Raw genomic sequence first — 18,284 nt, forward strand, 5'->3', positions numbered from 1 at the left:
ACATCACGATATTTTAGTTCAGCTTTCTTAACTTTGTGCTTCAGAACAAAAAAATCTTTCATTTTGAAAACTCTTTTATATAAAAACACTAAAATATCATACTCAGATTCTGGAACTGGAAACACAATAGTTTTTCTTCACGGCTTTCTGGAAAACAAAAAAATGTGGAAAGATTATATTGATTTTTTCTCAGAAAAATATCGTGTCATTACAATCGATTTATTAGGTCATGGTGAATCTGATCCATTAGGTTACGTTCACGAAATGGAAGATAATGCCAATGCAATAAATGAAGTTTTGGAAAATCTGAAAATTGAAAAAGCTACAATTGTTGGACATTCGATGGGTGGTTATGTTGGTTTGGCTTTCGCCGAATTATATCCAAAGAAAATTCAAAAATTAGTTTTGCTAAATTCAACTTCTAGAGAAGATAGCGCCGAGAAAAAATTAAACCGAACAAGAGCCATAAAAGCCGTAAAACAAAATTATATAAGTTTTGTAAGTTTGGCAATTGCCAATTTATTTAGCGAAAATAACAGAACAAGATTAGCCGAACAAATTGAAAAAGTAAAAGAACAAGCGCTTAAAACTCCGTTACAGGGAATTGTCGCTTCTTTGGAAGGAATGAAAATAAGAAAAGACAGAGAATGGCTTTTAAAAGAAAACCGTTTCCCTGTTTTATTGATTCTTGGAAAAAAAGATCCTGTTTTAAATTACAACGAAACCATTTCTCAAATTGAAGACACAACTGCAGAATTAGTTTCTTTTGAAGATGGCCACATGAGCCAGATTGAAAACAAAGAAGAATTGAAAACAGTTTTACAACATTTCTTTGAATAAAAAACCAAACATTAAAATTCAAAAAAGGCCATTTCTAACCTAGGGTTGAAATAGCCTTTTTCTCATTCTTGGGGGCAAAATATCGTTATAACTTTGAAGTAATGTCTTTCTTGTATTTAGATAAAGTCGCTCTTGTTAAACCAAGATTTGCTTTAGTAGAATCTACTGCTAAGTAGATAAAGTATCTTCCATCTTCAGAAACATCAATAATGTGAATCTGATCTGTAAGGGTAATTAAAATATCATTAATTTTTTGATTTAATCCTAAGGCTCTAAGTGCATTTAATTTAGCTTTTACAACTTCTAAATTATATGCCGAAGCCAATTCTGGATCAAAATCAGATTTTACTGTTAGAGAGCAATAAGACATTCCTGTTTCAACTTCTGTAACCGAAACAGCAATAAATCCGTTAATATTTTCTTTTAAATCGTTTTGAAAATTTTGTAAAAAATCTGACATGTGTATTAAAATATTTGGTTTTTAAATTAGTTGTTAAAAATAGAATCCATTTTTCTTAGCAATAATCCCATTTTACTTAAATCTTTAGAAAGCAACGCGATGCAATTATCATCTTGATTTTTGCTTGCTACAACAATTCCGTCGTTATTTTTAATCATAACCTGCTTAAGATCTCCATTGTTAACGTCTTCAGACATTTCAAGACACATCTTTAAAATCATTCCGATCATTGCTGCAACATTCCCGTCATATTCTAAATTAACAGACTCGTTTAAGACGCCATCAATATTAAAACTCAGTCCAGACTCTGCGCCAGTCTCTTCTACTAGTGTTTGTAAATCAATCATATTCTTTTATTTGTCATGTTTTTGGAAGCGCCAAAGATATTTTAATATTAGCAATTGTAAGCTAAACACTTGTTAAAAAAAGATGCAGTATAACGTACTGACGCACTTTTATTTATCACTTAATTAATGTTGTTTTTTTGCAAAAAATCTGCAAAAAATCTTAACATAAAAAGTAAATAATACTAAAAACGTAACATTTTACTTAACAAAACTCATTTCTAAAATTAACATTTGCAGATTGTTGCATTTGACAAAAGTTTTTATATAGCTTTGCAAAAAAATTTTATCAAAATGAAAACTGTTGACGAATTACGCTTTGATTTAAATGTAAAACTGGAGAAGTTTAGAAGATTTCGTATTGAAAACGGACACATTAACAACACGACTTCTGAAGAAAAATCTAAGAAAGGTTTCTTCAAAAAAATATTCAGCTAAAAGCATCAAAAAAAGCCGAATTTGTTTGAAACAAATTCGGCTTTTTCATTGGTTATATGCGACTTAACTGCATTTAAATTTTGAAAGCAGCTGTATTTCATATTATACTTCGTTTATTTCAAGCGGCAATAACCATATCTTCCCAATAAGAATTTTCTTTAATTTGATTAGTTGGAATTCCATTCCTTTTTAAAGACAAATCAATAAAAAATCGCTCAAAAAACTTACGTTTTAATTGATTAAAAAATTATCCATCTTATCCAAAAAAAGCATCATTTCTTTCAAAATACCGCTTTCCAGCTTTTTGATTTTAAAGAAATTTGAACATAATAAACAAATATCAACTTCCGTTTTTGTTTATCGCCTCATTAAAAAAAGCACACAAAAAGGAACACCACTCAAAATAAACCAATTACATCAAAAAAAATGACTTGTAAAATTAACTGATTTCAAAGTATTGCATTTTAAAAAAGCAGACTTATATTTTTTCTTCAAAAGGAATATTAATATCAAAAATCTCCGCTAACAAATTGGCTATTTCTTCCAGATAAGAATTTAAGATTTGAGGCGTCACTATGACATCTAGATCTTTTTCTTCTTTAAAGCCAAAAGGCAAAAATCCCGATTTGAGGTTTTTGAATGAAATAATTCCAACTTCTATCGGAAGTCCGCCCGCTTCTTTCTCAAACATGAAAGCATAAGCCAAAACCTGAATAATTTTATCGTTTTTAATCTCCTGCGTTAATCCGTTCCAAGTTTTCAATACAACACTAGCCTTTTCTACTTTTCCAGTCTTATAATCAATAATTCGAATTTTGCCATCTCTACGCTCTATACGGTCGACATTTCCTTTAATTAAAACAGGAAATGGCAATTTTGGATGGACAAACTCACGTTCAAAAGTTTGTTCTAAAGCGACAATCTGAATCGCTTCATTATTTTTAACCGATTCTAATTCCATTTTCAAGAAATTAGAGACGTTTCTTTTTGCCACTTCAAAAGCCAAAAGATTACGTCCTTTCTTGATTTCTCCTTCTTTATAAACCAACTTAAATTGCTTAAGAACTTCGTCATCCAGCAACTTAAAGCAATTTGAAAGATCATTCTCAGAAATAAACTTCCCAATAAAAGGTTCATACAATGCTTTTAAAGTCTCATGAATAATAGTCCCTAAAGTATTCAACGCAATGTTTTCTTCAACTTCTTCAACTTCACGAATTCTTAATATCTTCTGAAAATAAAACTCAATTGGATTCCGAATATAGCTAGTCAAAGCCGATGGAGAAAACCCATTAACAGCAATTTCTTTCAAACGCTCCATCACCAAATCAGACTTTGGAACAGAAATAGGCTCATAAGCCGTATTTGGGAGATCCTGATTATAAATATCAAACGTAATATTATGCTGTGATTTCTTTTCGACTTCTAATTGCGTTATAAAACGGCTTCGCTCTCCTGCATCCAATCCGTCATTTTCCGTATTATAAATCAAATAGATATTTTTAGCCCTTTGCAATAAATGATAAAAGTGATAGGTATAAATCGCATCTTTCTCTTTAAAAGTTGGAAGCCCTAGCTCTCTTTTTACATCATAAGGAATAAATGAATTCTGCGATTTTCCAGCTGGAAATTTACCTTCATTCATAGAAGTTACAATTACAGTCTCAAAGTCCAAAACACGGCTTTCTAAAACTCCCATAATCTGCAAACCACGCAACGGTTCACCTTCAAAAGACACTTCGGCCAAATCTATAATTTGCTTATAAATCGAATGAAGCGTATCAATATTATCAATATGATGATGTTTAGAATAGTAATTTATAAGTTTATTAATTACTTTAAAAACTCCATAAACAAAAGCTTTCGCAATTTTTTCTTCTTCGTTATCATTACTAAAATGATCTTTAATTGTAATTAATAAAGCAGAAATGTTTTTTAAAACCGCAACAGAACCATTTATCCATTTTTCAAACAACAAATCAAAGAAACTCGAAGGCTCAGGATGAAGTTCTAAAATTTTCTGATGAGTAATAAAAGTATAATTGTTTTCTTTAATAATTCTTACTAATCTATGCGCATTTGCATAAGGCTCAACCAACGGATGAGTTAAAATATCAAGTACATCTTTATAATAAAAAACATAACTGCCACCTTTTCGAGAAAGGGCATTGGTATGCATTTTAAATAATTTGGCAACAAAAATCTGCGACGGATTGTTCTTTCCAGAATATCCCATTGTAATGTTTAAAGCCCCAACAGATGAAGGAAGCGAATACAAAACAGGAACCAATAAATTCTCTTCACCAAGCACAACGGCAACTTTATCTAACGAAGCTTCTGGATTTTGGTCAATTAAATTTTCGATAATACTACCCGCTAATTTTGCTTGCCCAATTGTTTTTGGAGTTCCGATAACTTGAATATTTTTTGACTGTGAAAAATCATCCACAATCCATTCAAAAATATTTGACTTATAATGTTTCCAACTTTCTTTAAAACGTCTCAAAAAAAGTCCAGAATCATGATATGGATCATTAAGAAAAGCTTGATCAGCATCCCAATAAATTCGGGCTTGATCTAAAGCTAATAAATGCTGTACGATTTTTTCTTCTGCTGCATTTAAAGCATTGAAACCCGCAAAAATAAAAGTACGTTTTCCGATAGTGTTCGAAAAATGATTGAGATTATTTACCGCTTCTCTGTAAATCAAACCTTGATATCCAATTGACTTAAACAACAAATGGTTGTACAGTGATTCGTAGTATAAAGGAAGTAACTTCCAAAAATCAATATAATTTTCAAGAAGTTTAGTTTTTTGATCTACTTCTAGCCCCCATCTTTTTATATCTTCAATATCTTTTAAATAAGAGAGAACATGCGATGGATCTAAAAGATAGCGATCAATTTCATTAAAATCTTGCAAAAGGGTCTTTGCCCAATTTGCAAACAGCTCAAAAGATTGCTGATGCTTCTGCTCTGTAATTGATAAATAAACTTCGTAAAATTCAAACAACAGCTCTATCGAATCAACTGAACGTATTGAAGCTACATCTTGAACAAAATCTTCAATACTTGTAATCTCTGGAGCAATAATAGTCTTCGAAGTCTCTTTTTTAAGAGCTTCAATCAAAAAAACTTTTGCTCTTTTATTCGGAAGTATTATTGTTATTTCAGAGAGTTTCTCTGCAAAGTCCTGAATTACAACAGAGGCAATTTTTTGAAGAAAAGAAGTATTTACCATAGGATAAAAATAAAAAAAGCCATTCAATTAAGAATGGCTTTTCATGTTTATTTAGAAAACTAATTATAGTTTACCTTGGTATTTAGAACCAATGTGTCTAATTTCAGTTCTTCTGTTTTGTGCTTTACCTGCAGCAGTTTTGTTACTTGCAACTGGTTGGCTAGAACCAAATCCTTTAGCTTCTAAGTTTTCTGGGTTAACACCTCTTTCAACTAAAGCGTTTAATACAGCGTTAGCTCTATCTTCAGAAAGTTTTTGGTTAACTTTAGCAGAACCTGTACTATCTGTGTGTCCTTCGATAGAGAATTTCGCGTTTGGATAGTTTTTAAGGATTTCTTTAATAGCATCTAATCTAGCTGGAGTTTCTTTGTCACCAGTTTTGAAAGTAGCTTTTCCTGAGTTGAAGTAGATTGCTCTAGCTTGAACTTTAAGATCTTCTAATGCAGCAGAAGTTACTTCTGGACATCCTCTGTTACTTGCAGGACCAGGAACTGTAGGACAGTCATCATCTTTATCAGCAACACCGTCTTTATCAGCATCTAAGAATGGGCAACCACCGTTTTCTTTAGGACCAGCAACTGTAGGACATTTATCGTCTTTATCAGCGATTCCGTCACCGTCAGTATCAGGACAACCTTTTAAAGCAGCTAAACCAGCAACATCTGGACAAGCGTCATCTTTATCAGCAATTCCGTCTCCGTCTGTATCAGGACATCCGTTTAATGCAGCTAAACCAAATACATCTGGACAAGCGTCAGAAGCATCAACAATTCCGTCACCGTCAGTATCAGGACATCCGTTGAATTGTTTTAAACCAGCAACATCTGGACAAGCATCGTCTTTGTCATAGATTCCGTCTCCGTCAGTATCTTTACCTCCGAATTTGAAAACTAAACCTGCAGTGTGTTGGAAGTGAGATGGAGCATCTGGAGTTCCAGAAGCATCTTCTCTATCACCACTCACTGACCATTTGTATCTTGTAGCTAATTCAAGACCAATAGCATCAGTAAACCAGAAAGTAACACCAGCACCTGGGTTAACAGTTCCATAGCTGCTATCTCCGAAGAAAGTATAACCACCACCAACAGATAACGAAGGATCAATCACCTTAGATTTGATTAATTCTTGGAAGCTATATTTGATAGTAGCATCAATTCCGTAGTACATCAAGTCTCCTGGATTTACTACTACATTTCCTCTACCATCTGCATTAGGATTAGCACGATCAAGGATAACATATTTATCAATTTTGTTTACAGATCCTTGTAAACCAACTGAGAAACCGCTACCTACATATCTAGATACACCAATGTAAGATAAAGAAGGTAAAATGTTCCAGTTGTCTTTAACAGCGAATGGCTGAGAAAAGTGTTGGTCAAAGAAACCATGACCAGAACCTGAACTTGTTCTAGTATCCACAGCATTAACTCCGAAAGAGATCGCCCATGGATTGTTACTGTCTTGCGCTTGAGCATTTAAACCCATCGCCATCAATACAGCAACTAAAAGTTTGTTAAGATGTTTCATACTTAATTTTTTTAATTACAATTTAGTTAATTACAAGCAAAAGTAACACCAAATTTTTTAAATACAAAATGAAATGTTAAAAAAAACCTACAAAAATTTAACAGAAGTGGTAATTATATAACTTTTAACATTTTACCGACAACTATGAAGGCATTTATAGCTTTGTCCAAATGTTCTTTTTCATGCGCCGCAGATAGCTGTACTCGTATTCTAGCCTTATCTTTCGGAACCACTGGAAAGAAAAATCCAATAACATAAATTCCTTGCTTCAAAAGTTCGTTTGCCATTGTCTGAGACAATTTCGCATCGTATAACATAACTGGAACAATTGCAGAATCTCCATCAATAATATCGAAGCCTGCTTTTTTCATACCTTCTTTAAAATAGTTGGTATTCCATTCTAATTTATCACGAAGTGTTGTGTCTTTTTCCAATAATTCAAATACTTTTATCGAAGCGCCAACAATAGCCGGAGCCAATGAATTTGAAAACAAGTAAGGTCGAGATCTCTGACGTAATAACTCAATAATTTCTTTTTTTGCAGTAGTATATCCTCCCATTGCTCCACCCAAAGCTTTTCCAAGAGTTCCTGTTATAATATCTACCCTTCCCATAACTCCTTTTGCTTCAAGAGTTCCTTTTCCAGTTGCCCCAATAAAACCAGCAGCATGACATTCATCTACCATTACCATTGCATCGTATTTATCAGCAAGATCACAAATTTTATCTAATGGCGCTACTAATCCGTCCATAGAAAAAACTCCGTCAGTAACAATCAATTTAAAACGAGCTCCAGCTTCGTTTGCTTTTATCAACTGCTGCTCCAAGTCTTCCATATTATTATTTTCATAACGATATCTAGCCGCTTTACATAAACGAACACCATCTATAATAGAAGCGTGATTTAAGCTATCTGAAATAATTGCATCATTCTCTCCCAACAAAGGCTCAAAAACACCTCCGTTTGCATCAAAGGCTGCGGCATATAATATAGTATCTTCTGTACCATAAAAATCAGCAATCTTTTTCTCTAATGTTTTATGAATATCTTGTGTACCGCAAATAAATCGAACAGACGACATTCCGAAACCATGCGTATCCATTGCATCTTTTGCTGCTTGCACCACTTCTGGATGCGATGAAAGTCCTAAATAATTATTGGCACAAAAGTTCAACACTGTTTCTCCTGTTGAAATTGTGATTTCTGCACCTTGAGGAGAAGTAATAATACGCTCCTTTTTAAAGATTCCATTTTCTTCAATTGTCTGCAATTCTTTTTGCAGATGTTCTTTTATTTTACCGTACATTTTTTATTTATTTAAAACGTTAAATATTAACAGCTTAACCAAAATTCAGCTTCGCTTTTTCTTTAACATCTGATTAATTTTTTCACAAATTTACCACCTCAATTTCTGTCCCAATATACACCAAAGCCTTTTTTAAAACTGCATATCCTAAATCTTCAATTGCATCTTGATATTCCTGAATCTGCTGTTGATATTTTGCATTTACAGCACCTGTTTTATAATCTAACAAATAGGCTTGTTTATTTTCTAAAAAGACAACTCGATCTGGCTTTAAAATTCTCCCTTCTTTCTGAACAATCGTCTGCTCATTCAAAACCGTATCTTTTCCATTAAAACAAACATTTAGTTCTGGATGATTCACAATTTCTCTCAAAGTTTGCAATACTTGATCTACTTGATCGTAAGTTATCAAACCGTTTTCAATAGCTTTAGTTACCGCCAAATCAACATCCGTCTTATCTTTAACAAAAGCCAAAATTTCATGAACAATATTTCCGTACGAAATAGCTTCCTGCTGATGCGTTCCCCACATTAAAGCTTCGCGTTGTGCAATTTTAATATTTTTCGGATTTAAAACCTCCCTTACAACAGGAATCGATTTAACTGTATCGACTGTTCTGGTGATTTTTGATAGCCTAGTTTTATTTCCAAATTCATAATTCAATTTTTCTTCCTCGTAAACCCCTTCATGAATCAAAAATTTAATAAAAAAAGAAGCCATATTGTTCGGATATTCGCCATCACTTTTAGCTTTTAATGATTGAGAAATCACATATAATTGTTCTTCGGCACGCGTTAGCGCCACATACAACACATTTATATTATCTAAAAGCTCTTCTTGTTTTTTCAAATTAAAAACTGCCGAGGCACTTTCTCCAAAACTTTCAACCGCACTGCTATTATCAACCAAAGCTTTTGGAACTCCTAAATCTATTTCTTCAGTATCAAGCCACAACTTATCTTTTGGCTTTCGGTTATAATCCTCATCTGCAAAAGGCATAATTACAACCGGAAACTCTAACCCCTTAGATTTATGAATCGTCATAATACGAACTGCATTATTTCCTTCTGGAGACGGAATGCTAAATTTATCCGAATTTTTATCCCAGAAAATCAAAAAGTCTGCAACTCCAGATTGATTTCGAATATCTCTTTCTAAAACAATATCCAGAAAAAACTGCACATAAGCATTTCCTTCAGACGGAAGAATAAATTTAGAAATAATGATTTCAACAGCCTCATATAAGGATTTCTTTCGAACATCTTCAAAAGAAAAAGAAACATCAAAAGTCACAAGCCATTCTTCAAATTCTTTTTCAAATCTATGATTCATTCCCAATGCAATGAAATCATGAACCGGCATAGACAAGTCTTTTGTTGAAGAAAGGAAATGCAAAAAGTTAGCTTTCGACTCTAAGTCGGCGCTATTATTTAAATATCGAAGAAGATGAATTATAAGACGAACTTCTGATGCATTCTGAATCATTAAAGTTTCTGAAGAAAGAAGCGGAACACCTTGCTCAGTCAAATAATTTGCAACCGCAATTCCTTGATCTCTTTTCCTGGTCAGGATTACAATATCTTTATATTCAAAACCTTGCTTAACGACTTCTCTAATCGTATTTAAAGTTGCTAAGACATACAAATCTGATTTCTCTACAACTTCTTCATCATCTATAAATTCATTTTTCTCGGCAATCGGAAGAAAAGAAATATTCACATAACCCCCTTTTTTCGAATTCGTATTTTGAAAGCTATGATTTTCGTATAAATCCTTATAATCTGCATTTGTAAATTCAGCCGAAATTAATTGGAAGAAAGCATTATTAAATTCAATAACCTCACTATAACTTCTATAATTGGTATCTAAATGCTTCACTTTTTTTTCGTGATGAAAAAAAGCGACTTCTTCTTTACTTAACTCGATAAACTGTTCTGCTTTTCCTCCGCGCCAGCGATAAATTGACTGTTTCGGATCTCCAACAATCATCAAAGTTCCTTTGTTACCATAATCATCCAAACCAGAAAGTGAATTATCAATAAGCGGAATCAAGTTCTGCCATTGCATTTCTGATGTATCTTGAAATTCATCAATAAAGAAATTGCGATAACGCTCACCTAAACGTTCATAGATAAAAGGCGCTGGCTGATTCTGAATTTCGCGATGAATAATCGCATTGAATTCTGAAATCGATAAAACATTTTGTTCCGACTGAATTTTAGCAAGTTCATTACTCACCGTATTCAGTAAAGAAAGCGGAGTTATGTTTTTTAAGAAAGCCTTATAAAAATCTCTTTTTTCGAAATTTTGATAAACCTCTTTTAATATCTGAAGCAATTGTGGAATAATATTTTCGATTAACACTCGGTCTTTTGCCGTTTTGTTAATTGCAATATCATCAAACTCATGAAAGGTTTTATTTTTTGGATTAAATTTTCCGCTTCGAATACTTTCCAAATGATTTGGAAAAGTTCCTCTTGAAAATGATTTTGGATCAATTCCGTTTTTATCAATTAATTCAATTGCTTTCGTTGCAAGACCTTCATTTTTTTCTTCCAGTTCTTTGCAAAGCGCCTGCATTTTCTTTTTAATTTCAACAAACTCTCCGATTGTTTTATCTTGAAAATGCAAAATTTCATTTCTATTGTTTTCATTCAAAACCAATCTTCCCGTGTCGAGAATTTCTCGAGAAACATCCCAACTTTTGTCATCATCGGTTTTTTCCATTGTAAAATCGATAAGCAATTTGGTCAATGTTTCGTCTTCTCCTGCTTGAGCAATAATTGCATCAACAGCCTCAACCAATAAATTTTCGGTATCCAGAGTGACTTCAAAAGTCATCGGAAGATTTAAATCGTGCGCAAAAGCACGAATAACTTTATGGGTAAATTTATCAATGGTAGAAATATCAAAAGCTGCATAATTATGAATTAAGTGCTTAATGATTTGCTGCGATTTGGTTTTAATTTTAATGATTGAAAGCCCTGTATCCCGCGACAAATCTTCCATTAAATCAGCCGCTTTTGGAGACGGATCGTCTTTTGCAAATTCAGACAAATTTCCAACAATACGGCTTTTCATTTCATGAACCGCTTTGTTGGTAAAAGTAATTGCTAAAATATTTCGATATGCATCGTTCTTTGGAGAAGAAAGAATAATCTTTAAATATTCTTTAACCAAAGTATACGTCTTTCCTGATCCTGCAGAAGCATCATAAATAGAAAAAGACGGACTTTGCATAGTTTTGATTTTTTATATCGTAAAAATAGCACTTCTAGCGCAGTATTAATTAAAAAATCAAATAAAATTGAGAAATCGATAAAATTAGTGTTTTGGAAAAGCTCTTTTGTTGAAAACCAAAAGTATACCTACACCAGTAGAAATTGCCACATCGGCAATATTAAAAATTGCATTGAAGAATGCAAAATGTTTTCCTCCAAATATTGGCAACCAACTTGGAAGCTCACCTTCCCAAATAGGAAAGTAAAACATATCTACAACCAAACCATGAAACCACGTACCATATGGAGTTGGAGAAAAAATAGTTGCTAAGTTATGTGTGCTGTCATCAAAAATAACTCCGTAGAAAACAGAATCGATAATATTTCCAGCCGCTCCTGCGAAGATTAATGCAATAGCTGCTATCAAATAATTTGAATGACGCTTTTTTACCGAATCAGAAAGCCACCATCCAATTCCAACAACAGCAAAGATTCTGAAAACGGTCAAGATTAGTTTTCCGTATTCACCTGGTATTTTTGTACCCCAAGCCATTCCTTCATTTTCAATAAAATGAATTCTAAACCAATCAGCAATTACAACTTCTTCGCCTAAAACAAAATTTGTTTTGACATAAATTTTAGAAAGCTGATCAACAATTAAAACTAAGAATATAAGGAAATACGCTTTTCGTAATGACATTTTATAATTTTTTGATGGGCAAAAATAACAATTTAATCAAAAAAAACGCTCCTAAAGGAGCGTTAATTCTTTTGTAACAAACTAAACAAGTTTATCTGCTAATCTAAACCTGATGAAGTTTACTTTTTTACGGCAGCTTTAGCTGGTGTCTTTGGACTGTCGGAAAAAAATTCTGAAATAGATTTAAATATTCCCTTGCTTTCTTTTCCGGCCGCCAACTTCTTAGCTTCTCCCTTTTTTACATCAGCTTTAAACTTAACGCGCAGTTTTTCAAATTCTTTCATTCTGCGCTCTACATCAGAGTTTACTTCTTTGAATTTCAATACTTTAGCCATAATGTAAGTTTTTTGTAGTAAATAATTTAAATTATTACTGATTTGGTACTACAATGATACATAATTTAATTTATATTTGTTAATAAAAATTAACACTTGTTTAGGTTAAACAGCAATTAATTTTTAAATCCAAATTACCAAACGAACTGAATTTAACATTCATCCCAAAATCCTACAAAATCATGAATGAAATCACAACTACCCTAAATGACTTTCTTGTCAGCACAAAATCTACAGCAGCTTTAATTTTAAATGGAAAAGGCAAACTCATTACCTCACTGAATTTAGACTATGGAGATAGTATCGCCGCAATGAGCGCAGCAATTTTATCTATGAGCGAAAAATTCTTACTTGATTTAGAAAAAGGCTCTTTAAAACAATTGTACTTAAAAAGCGCCGAAGGCGTTATCGTTGGAAACAAAATAAGCGGTTCCAATTTCATTGTTGCTTTTTCTCGAGAAGGAAGCAACCTTGCATTATTGATGCGTTCTACAGAAGAAGTTTCTGCTGAATTAAGCAAAAATTCATTATTGAAATAACAATAAATTCTATTAACAAATAACCCAAATGAACTATGAGTAATGATTTTTTAAACGTGTTTTTAAATGAAATGAAAACAAACGTGAACGGCTTTATCGCTGTAGCAGTAACTGAAATTGAATCTGGATTAAGTTTTGGAAATTTAACTATCGACCCTAGTTTTGACCCTGAACTTGCAGCAGCTTATAACCTAGAGGTTGTAAAAGCTAAACTAAGTGCTGTAAAAGCATTAAACTTAAACCAGGATATCGAAGATATTTTGATTACACTTTCTAATCAAATTCATATTATCGACATTTCTCCAAACAAAAAGTTCATGATTTACTTGGCCGCAGATGCTTCAAAAGCTAATCTGGGTATGACAAGAGCTATTTTAAGAAAACATAAAGCTGACGTTGAAAAAAACCTAGCATAATTTTCTTAAATTTTATCTATTACAAACCGTCTTAATTCAAGACGGTTTTTTTATAGCTTATAATGAACGAAAGTAAAACAAACGAAATTGTTCTTACAAAAACCAATACCGTATTTTTAATTTTATTTTGATTAATTATAAACAATTTCTTTCAAAGTATAAATTCACCAGTGAACTAGCTCATAGTTAAACATTAAACAAAAAAAGCGCCCCATAAGGAGCGCTTTTTTTATTACATATTTCTACGTAATCTTATCGTTGCAAGTTTTTAGCTTCGATACTCATTGTAGCATGAGGAACGATTTTAAGCCTTTCTTTGCTAATTAATTTACCTGTTACTTTGCAGATACCGTAAGTTTTATTTTCTACACGGAATAAAGCATTTTTTAAATCACGAATGAATTTCTCTTGTCTGATAGCCAACTGAGAGTTTGCTTCTTTAGACATGGTTTCACTTCCTTCTTCAAAAGCTTTAAAAGTTGGAGAAGTATCGTCAGTTCCGTTATTCAAATCGTTCATATAAGCACTTTTGATCAAATCAAGATCTTCTTGTGCTTTTTTAATTTTTGCTTGGATTATTTCTTTGAACTCTGCTAAATCTGCGTCTGAGTATCTAATAATTTCATCTATCATTTTCTACTATTTTGAAATTAATATAATGGTTCTAATGTCATCAAACTCAATTTCTGTGCCGTTTTCTAAAACGTCAGCAAAAACTAGTTCGTCTGTTAATGTTTCAGACTTAATATAGTCTTCATTTTTTGAAACTGCATCTTCTAAAATACCGTCTCGTTTTATTTGAACTTTAATCTTATCCGTAACCTCAAATCCTGAGTCTTTACGAATGTTTTGTATTCTATTAACTAATTCTCTAGCGATACCTTCATTTTTTAATTCTTCGGTAAGAGTAATATCAAGCGCAACTGTTATTCCGTTTGAATTAGCAACCAACCATCCTTCGATATCTTGCGATGTAATTTCCACATCTTCTAGTGATAAAGTTACACTATTTCCTGCAATAACAATATCTAGCGTTCCTTGCTTGTCCAGCTGATTGATCTGCTCTGCAGAAAAACCCTGTATCTCCTTAGAAATCAGACCCATATCTTTACCGAAACGCGGTCCAAGCGCCTTAAAATTAGGCTTAATTTGTTTTACCAAAATACCTGAAGCATCGTCTAAAAGTTCAATTTCTTTAACATTTACCTCAGCTTTTACAAGGTCAGAAATCGCTTCGATTTCAGCACGCTGATTCTCGTCAAGTACTGGAATCATTACCTTTTGCAGAGGTTGACGAACTTTTATCATCTCTTTTTTACGTAGTGATAAAACCAAAGATGAGATAGTTTGAGCCTTCTGCATTTTGCTCTCTAACGTTTTATTAACAAAGTTTTCGACAAATTTTGGAAACTCAGCCAAGTGAACACTAGTAAAATCCTCGGTTCCCGTAGAAGCTGTCAAATCTCTGTATAATTTATCCATAAAAAATGGAGCTACTGGAGCGCTTAATTTGCTTATAGTTAATAAACAAGTATAAAGCGTTTGGTAAGCTGCAATTTTATCTTTTGCATATTCTCCTTTCCAGAAACGACGACGGCATAAACGAACGTACCAGTTACTTAAATTCTCTTGAACGAAGTCAGAAATGGCTCTTGTAGCTTTTGTTGGCTCATAATCTTCGTAGCATTCGTCAACAAATTTGATTAACGAATGTAATTCAGAAATAATCCACTGATCGATTTCTGGTCTTTCGTTTAACGGAATTTCAGCTTCTTCGTATTTAAATCCGTCGATGTTAGCATATAACGAGAAGAATGAATAGGTATTGTAAAGTGTTCCGAAGAATTTACGTTTAACCTCAGCAATTCCTTCAAGGTCAAACTTCAAGTTATCCCACGGATTTGCATTCATAATCATATACCAACGTGTAGCATCTGGACCGTTTTCTGCAATGGTTTTAAATGGGTCTATCGTATTTCCTTTACTCTTAGACATTTTAATTCCATTTTTATCTAAAACTAAACCATTAGAAACTACGTTTTTATATGCTACTTTATCAAAAACCAAAGTTCCGATTGCATGCAAAGTATAGAACCATCCACGTGTTTGATCTACTCCTTCTGCAATAAAATTTGCTGGAAAATCTTTGTTCCCATCAATTTTTTCTTTGTTTTCAAAAGGATAATGCCATTGCGCATAAGGCATTGCTCCAGAATCGAACCAAACGTCGATTAGATCACTTTCGCGCTTCATTGGTTTCCCAGAAGCCGAAACCAAAGTGATAGCATCAACAACATTTTTGTGCAAGTCAATTAAATCATAATTTGACTCAGACATATTTCCGATTTCAAATCCTTTAAACGGATTTTCTTTTTGGAAACCTGCTTCGATTGATTTTTCGATTGCATTGTACAATTCTTTAACAGAACCGATAATAACTTCTTCTGTTTTATCTTCTGTTCTCCAAATTGGCAAAGGAATACCCCAATATCTAGAACGAGATAAGTTCCAATCATTAGCATTTTTAAGCCAATTTCCAAAACGTCCTTCACCAGTAGATTTAGGTTTCCAATTGATAGTTTCGTTCAGGTCGAACATTCTATCTTTTACATCGGTTACTTTGATGAACCATGAATCTAGAGGATAGTATAATAACGGCTCGTCTGTTCTCCAGCTGTGTGGATAACTGTGCACGTATTTTTCAACTTTAAAAGCTTTGTTTTCTTCTTTAAGACGAATAGCGATTTCAACATCTACAGATTTCTCTGGAGCCTGTCCTGCATCGTAATATTCGTTTTTAACATATTTACCAGCCAAATCACCTACATGAGAAGTGAATTTTCCTTGTAAATCAACTAAAGGAACTGCTGTTCCGTTTTCGTCAAGAACCAACATTGGCGGCACTTCTGGTTTTGCTTCTTTTGCTACTTTAGCATCGTCTGCACCAAAAGTTGGAGCTGTATGCACGATTCCTGTTCCGTCTTCTGTAGTAACGAAATCTCCAGAAATTACTCTAAATGCATTTTCAGCGTTTTGATATGGCAATACGTAAGGCAATAATTGCTCATAACGAATTTCTACTAAATCTGCTCCTTTTGCTTCGGTTAAAATTTTGTAAGGAAGTTTTTTGTCACCATTTTTCACATTGTCAAAATCAGCGTCGTCTTCACTTACGAAATATCCTTTTCCGAATTGTTTTCCAACTAAGTTTTTAGCCAAAACAACATTGATTGGCTCAAAAGTATATTGATTGAAAGTTTTAACTAAAACATAATCGATTTTTGGACCTACTGTCAAAGCTGTATTTGATGGCAATGTCCAAGGAGTTGTCGTCCAAGCTAAAATGTGAATATCTCCAAAACCTTGCAAGAATGAAGGCAAAGTTTCTGGAAGCGTTTTAAACTGTGCTACAATTGTAGTATCAGTTACATCACGGTAAGCTCCAGGCTGATTTACTTCGTGAGAAGATAATCCGGTTCCTGCTTTTGGAGAATATGGCTGAATTGTGTATCCTTTGTACAATAAACCTTTATCATAGATTTGCTTCAAAAGCCACCAAACCGATTCCATGTATTTTGGCTTATAAGTCACATATGGATCTTCCATATCTACCCAATACCCCATTTTTTCGGTCAAATCATTCCATACATCGGTATAACGCATAACGGTTTTTTTACACGCTTCGTTATATTCTTCGATCGAAATTGTTTTACCAATATCTTCTTTTGTAATTCCTAATTCTTTTTCGGTACCCAATTCTACAGGCAAACCGTGAGTATCCCATCCAGCTTTTCTTTTAACCTGAAAACCTTTCTGAGTTTTATATCTGCAAAAAATATCTTTAATCGCACGTGCCATTACGTGGTGAATTCCAGGTAATCCGTTTGCTGAAGGCGGACCTTCAAAAAATACGAAAGGCTCAGCACCTTCGCGAGTTGTTACACTCTTTTCAAATATATTTTCTTTCTTCCAAAAATCAAGAACTTCAGACGCTACAGTTGGCAAGTCAAGTCCTTTGTATTCAGTAAATTTTGTACTCATTTTATCCTTTTCTTAAACGAGGTGCGAAAGTAAGGAATTTTGAGGGAAATAGATAAAAGATAACGGAAAAAAGACCGATTTCGGGAAATTTTGAGTAGATTCCGCAACAAATAATGTTCTTTTTATCTATTTAAGAGAAAACTTCCTTTAAAATCTCTAAAGATTTAGGTTTTTTGAATCCTTCCAGATGAAGACTATAATAATCGATTAGAATTTTCAGAAGAATTTGTCTTTCTAAAACATGAAAGACTTTTTGATCATTATCAAATTTTAATTCCAGTAATTTTTTAAACAAATTGGTTTCATGTTCTGAAAGCACATTTGCTTTTTGAAAAAGTGTAAAAACGCCTTCATTCATTTCAAAAAAAGGCAAATCGATCTCAGAAGTATCAGGATAAAAACCAAGATATTTTGTGATTTCTAAGAGCAGAATTAAATGAAAATTAGAAATTTCATCATGATGATCTAGCCAAGTTAGTGCCGTTTCTAAAAACAAAAATAACTGTTCGTTTTTTTCTTCTTCTTGAATAGAATAATGCAGCATCTCTGAAAGAAACATAACCATTGTACTTTTCACAATATCAGTATGAATAGTCTGAAATGGAACAGCACTTTTTATTTCTTTAAAATTTTCTAAAGTGCCTTTATTTTTGTGAACGGCTTCAATTTCTAAAATCGAAAACGGCTGAAAATAAGCAATTTTCTGACTTGCCTTTCTGCTAGAAAAAGCGTCACGTACAAAATAAGATTTCAGTCCGCTGGAAAGTGTAAAACATTTTACGATCAAGCTTTTTTCCTGAAATTTTAATGATGAAATTACTATGGCTTTGGTTTTGACTTGCAAAAGATTTTTATTTTTTGTTTGAAGTTTTAT

At 33.0% G+C, this 18,284-nt stretch carries 15 protein-coding genes; 4 read left to right on the plus strand and 11 right to left on the minus strand.

Annotation, left to right across the window (positions count from 1 at the left end):
• Positions 1-63 precede the first annotated feature (63 nt).
• Complete coding sequence (locus AC1Q5Z_RS07795) at positions 64-840, plus strand: alpha/beta fold hydrolase (protein WP_343585095.1); 777 nt, start codon at positions 64-66, stop codon at positions 838-840.
• A gap of 85 nt (positions 841-925) precedes the next feature.
• Here AC1Q5Z_RS07795 and AC1Q5Z_RS07800 read toward each other — a convergent pair whose 3' ends face one another.
• Entirely contained in the window at positions 926-1,300 is a 375-nt protein-coding gene (locus AC1Q5Z_RS07800) for a hypothetical protein (RefSeq protein WP_198855345.1), read from the minus strand.
• A 26-nt stretch (positions 1,301-1,326) separates the two neighbouring features.
• On the minus strand, positions 1,327-1,647 hold the full coding sequence (locus AC1Q5Z_RS07805; RefSeq protein ID WP_198855344.1) for a roadblock/LC7 domain-containing protein: 321 nt from the start codon (positions 1,645-1,647) through the stop codon (positions 1,327-1,329).
• A gap of 291 nt (positions 1,648-1,938) precedes the next feature.
• Between AC1Q5Z_RS07805 and AC1Q5Z_RS07810 the strand changes: the two genes are divergently transcribed.
• Positions 1,939-2,082: a hypothetical protein gene (locus AC1Q5Z_RS07810; protein WP_198855343.1), complete on the plus strand. Its 144-nt coding sequence runs from the start codon at positions 1,939-1,941 to the stop codon at positions 2,080-2,082.
• 478 nt (positions 2,083-2,560) lie between these two features.
• Here AC1Q5Z_RS07810 and AC1Q5Z_RS07815 read toward each other — a convergent pair whose 3' ends face one another.
• The 6 genes from AC1Q5Z_RS07815 to AC1Q5Z_RS07840 all read right to left on the minus strand — a co-directional run bounded on the left by AC1Q5Z_RS07815 (position 2,561) and on the right by AC1Q5Z_RS07840 (position 12,414).
• Complete coding sequence (locus AC1Q5Z_RS07815) at positions 2,561-5,323, minus strand: PD-(D/E)XK nuclease family protein (protein WP_492444239.1); 2,763 nt, start codon at positions 5,321-5,323, stop codon at positions 2,561-2,563.
• A 63-nt stretch (positions 5,324-5,386) separates the two neighbouring features.
• Positions 5,387-6,850, minus strand: a complete 1,464-nt coding sequence (locus AC1Q5Z_RS07820) for an OmpA family protein (protein ID WP_286965181.1) — start codon at positions 6,848-6,850, stop codon at positions 5,387-5,389.
• Between the two features lie 113 nt (positions 6,851-6,963).
• Entirely contained in the window at positions 6,964-8,157 is a 1,194-nt protein-coding gene (gene kbl, locus AC1Q5Z_RS07825; RefSeq protein WP_343585087.1) for a glycine C-acetyltransferase, read from the minus strand.
• Between the two features lie 82 nt (positions 8,158-8,239).
• A complete protein-coding gene (locus tag AC1Q5Z_RS07830) occupies positions 8,240-11,398 on the minus strand; it encodes a UvrD-helicase domain-containing protein (protein ID WP_343585084.1) in 3,159 nt (1,052 codons plus the stop codon).
• An 84-nt stretch (positions 11,399-11,482) separates the two neighbouring features.
• Positions 11,483-12,079, minus strand: coding sequence for a lipoprotein signal peptidase (locus AC1Q5Z_RS07835; protein WP_198855338.1), 597 nt, complete (start codon positions 12,077-12,079; stop codon positions 11,483-11,485).
• A 119-nt stretch (positions 12,080-12,198) separates the two neighbouring features.
• The gene (locus AC1Q5Z_RS07840) at positions 12,199-12,414 is read right to left on the minus strand and encodes a hypothetical protein (protein ID WP_095928396.1); all 216 of its coding nucleotides are present in this window, start codon (positions 12,412-12,414) and stop codon (positions 12,199-12,201) included.
• 182 nt (positions 12,415-12,596) lie between these two features.
• On the opposite strand from AC1Q5Z_RS07840, the gene AC1Q5Z_RS07845 reads away from it, so the two are divergent.
• Both AC1Q5Z_RS07845 and AC1Q5Z_RS07850 read left to right on the plus strand, forming a co-directional pair.
• Entirely contained in the window at positions 12,597-12,953 is a 357-nt protein-coding gene (locus AC1Q5Z_RS07845) for a roadblock/LC7 domain-containing protein (RefSeq protein ID WP_198855337.1), read from the plus strand.
• A 35-nt stretch (positions 12,954-12,988) separates the two neighbouring features.
• Positions 12,989-13,369: a hypothetical protein gene (locus AC1Q5Z_RS07850; RefSeq protein WP_111425195.1), complete on the plus strand. Its 381-nt coding sequence runs from the start codon at positions 12,989-12,991 to the stop codon at positions 13,367-13,369.
• 252 nt (positions 13,370-13,621) lie between these two features.
• On the opposite strand, the gene AC1Q5Z_RS07855 is transcribed toward AC1Q5Z_RS07850, so the two are convergent.
• The 3 genes from AC1Q5Z_RS07855 to recO all read right to left on the minus strand — a co-directional run bounded on the left by AC1Q5Z_RS07855 (position 13,622) and on the right by recO (position 18,254).
• Positions 13,622-14,002, minus strand: a complete 381-nt coding sequence (locus AC1Q5Z_RS07855; protein ID WP_008465297.1) for a TraR/DksA family transcriptional regulator — start codon at positions 14,000-14,002, stop codon at positions 13,622-13,624.
• 6 nt (positions 14,003-14,008) lie between these two features.
• The gene (gene ileS, locus AC1Q5Z_RS07860; protein ID WP_492444241.1) at positions 14,009-17,410 is read right to left on the minus strand and encodes an isoleucine--tRNA ligase; all 3,402 of its coding nucleotides are present in this window, start codon (positions 17,408-17,410) and stop codon (positions 14,009-14,011) included.
• A 130-nt stretch (positions 17,411-17,540) separates the two neighbouring features.
• Positions 17,541-18,254, minus strand: a complete 714-nt coding sequence (gene recO, locus AC1Q5Z_RS07865; protein WP_198855335.1) for a DNA repair protein RecO — start codon at positions 18,252-18,254, stop codon at positions 17,541-17,543.
• Positions 18,255-18,284: the final 30 nt, after the last annotated feature.

It is taken from the genome of Flavobacterium sp. GW823-FHT06G12 (genome assembly GCF_058794775.1).

Excerpts from the sequence above, each read along its gene's own strand:
- AC1Q5Z_RS07840 (WP_095928396.1), bottom strand. The coding sequence starts at position 12,414 with ATGGCTAAAGTATTGAAATTCAAAGAAGTAAACTCTGATGTAGAGCGC.
- AC1Q5Z_RS07805 (WP_198855344.1), bottom strand. The coding sequence starts at position 1,647 with ATGATTGATTTACAAACACTAGTAGAAGAGACTGGCGCAGAGTCTGGA.
- AC1Q5Z_RS07835 (WP_198855338.1), bottom strand. The coding sequence starts at position 12,079 with ATGTCATTACGAAAAGCGTATTTCCTTATATTCTTAGTTTTAATTGTT.
- AC1Q5Z_RS07855 (WP_008465297.1), bottom strand. The coding sequence starts at position 14,002 with ATGATAGATGAAATTATTAGATACTCAGACGCAGATTTAGCAGAGTTC.
- AC1Q5Z_RS07845 (WP_198855337.1), top strand. The coding sequence starts at position 12,597 with ATGAATGAAATCACAACTACCCTAAATGACTTTCTTGTCAGCACAAAA.
- AC1Q5Z_RS07820 (WP_286965181.1), bottom strand. The coding sequence starts at position 6,850 with ATGAAACATCTTAACAAACTTTTAGTTGCTGTATTGATGGCGATGGGT.
- AC1Q5Z_RS07800 (WP_198855345.1), bottom strand. The coding sequence starts at position 1,300 with ATGTCAGATTTTTTACAAAATTTTCAAAACGATTTAAAAGAAAATATT.
- AC1Q5Z_RS07850 (WP_111425195.1), top strand. The coding sequence starts at position 12,989 with ATGAGTAATGATTTTTTAAACGTGTTTTTAAATGAAATGAAAACAAAC.
- kbl (WP_343585087.1), bottom strand. The coding sequence starts at position 8,157 with ATGTACGGTAAAATAAAAGAACATCTGCAAAAAGAATTGCAGACAATT.
- ileS (WP_492444241.1), bottom strand. The coding sequence starts at position 17,410 with ATGAGTACAAAATTTACTGAATACAAAGGACTTGACTTGCCAACTGTA.
- AC1Q5Z_RS07815 (WP_492444239.1), bottom strand. The coding sequence starts at position 5,323 with ATGGTAAATACTTCTTTTCTTCAAAAAATTGCCTCTGTTGTAATTCAG.
- AC1Q5Z_RS07810 (WP_198855343.1), top strand. The coding sequence starts at position 1,939 with ATGAAAACTGTTGACGAATTACGCTTTGATTTAAATGTAAAACTGGAG.
- AC1Q5Z_RS07830 (WP_343585084.1), bottom strand. The coding sequence starts at position 11,398 with ATGCAAAGTCCGTCTTTTTCTATTTATGATGCTTCTGCAGGATCAGGA.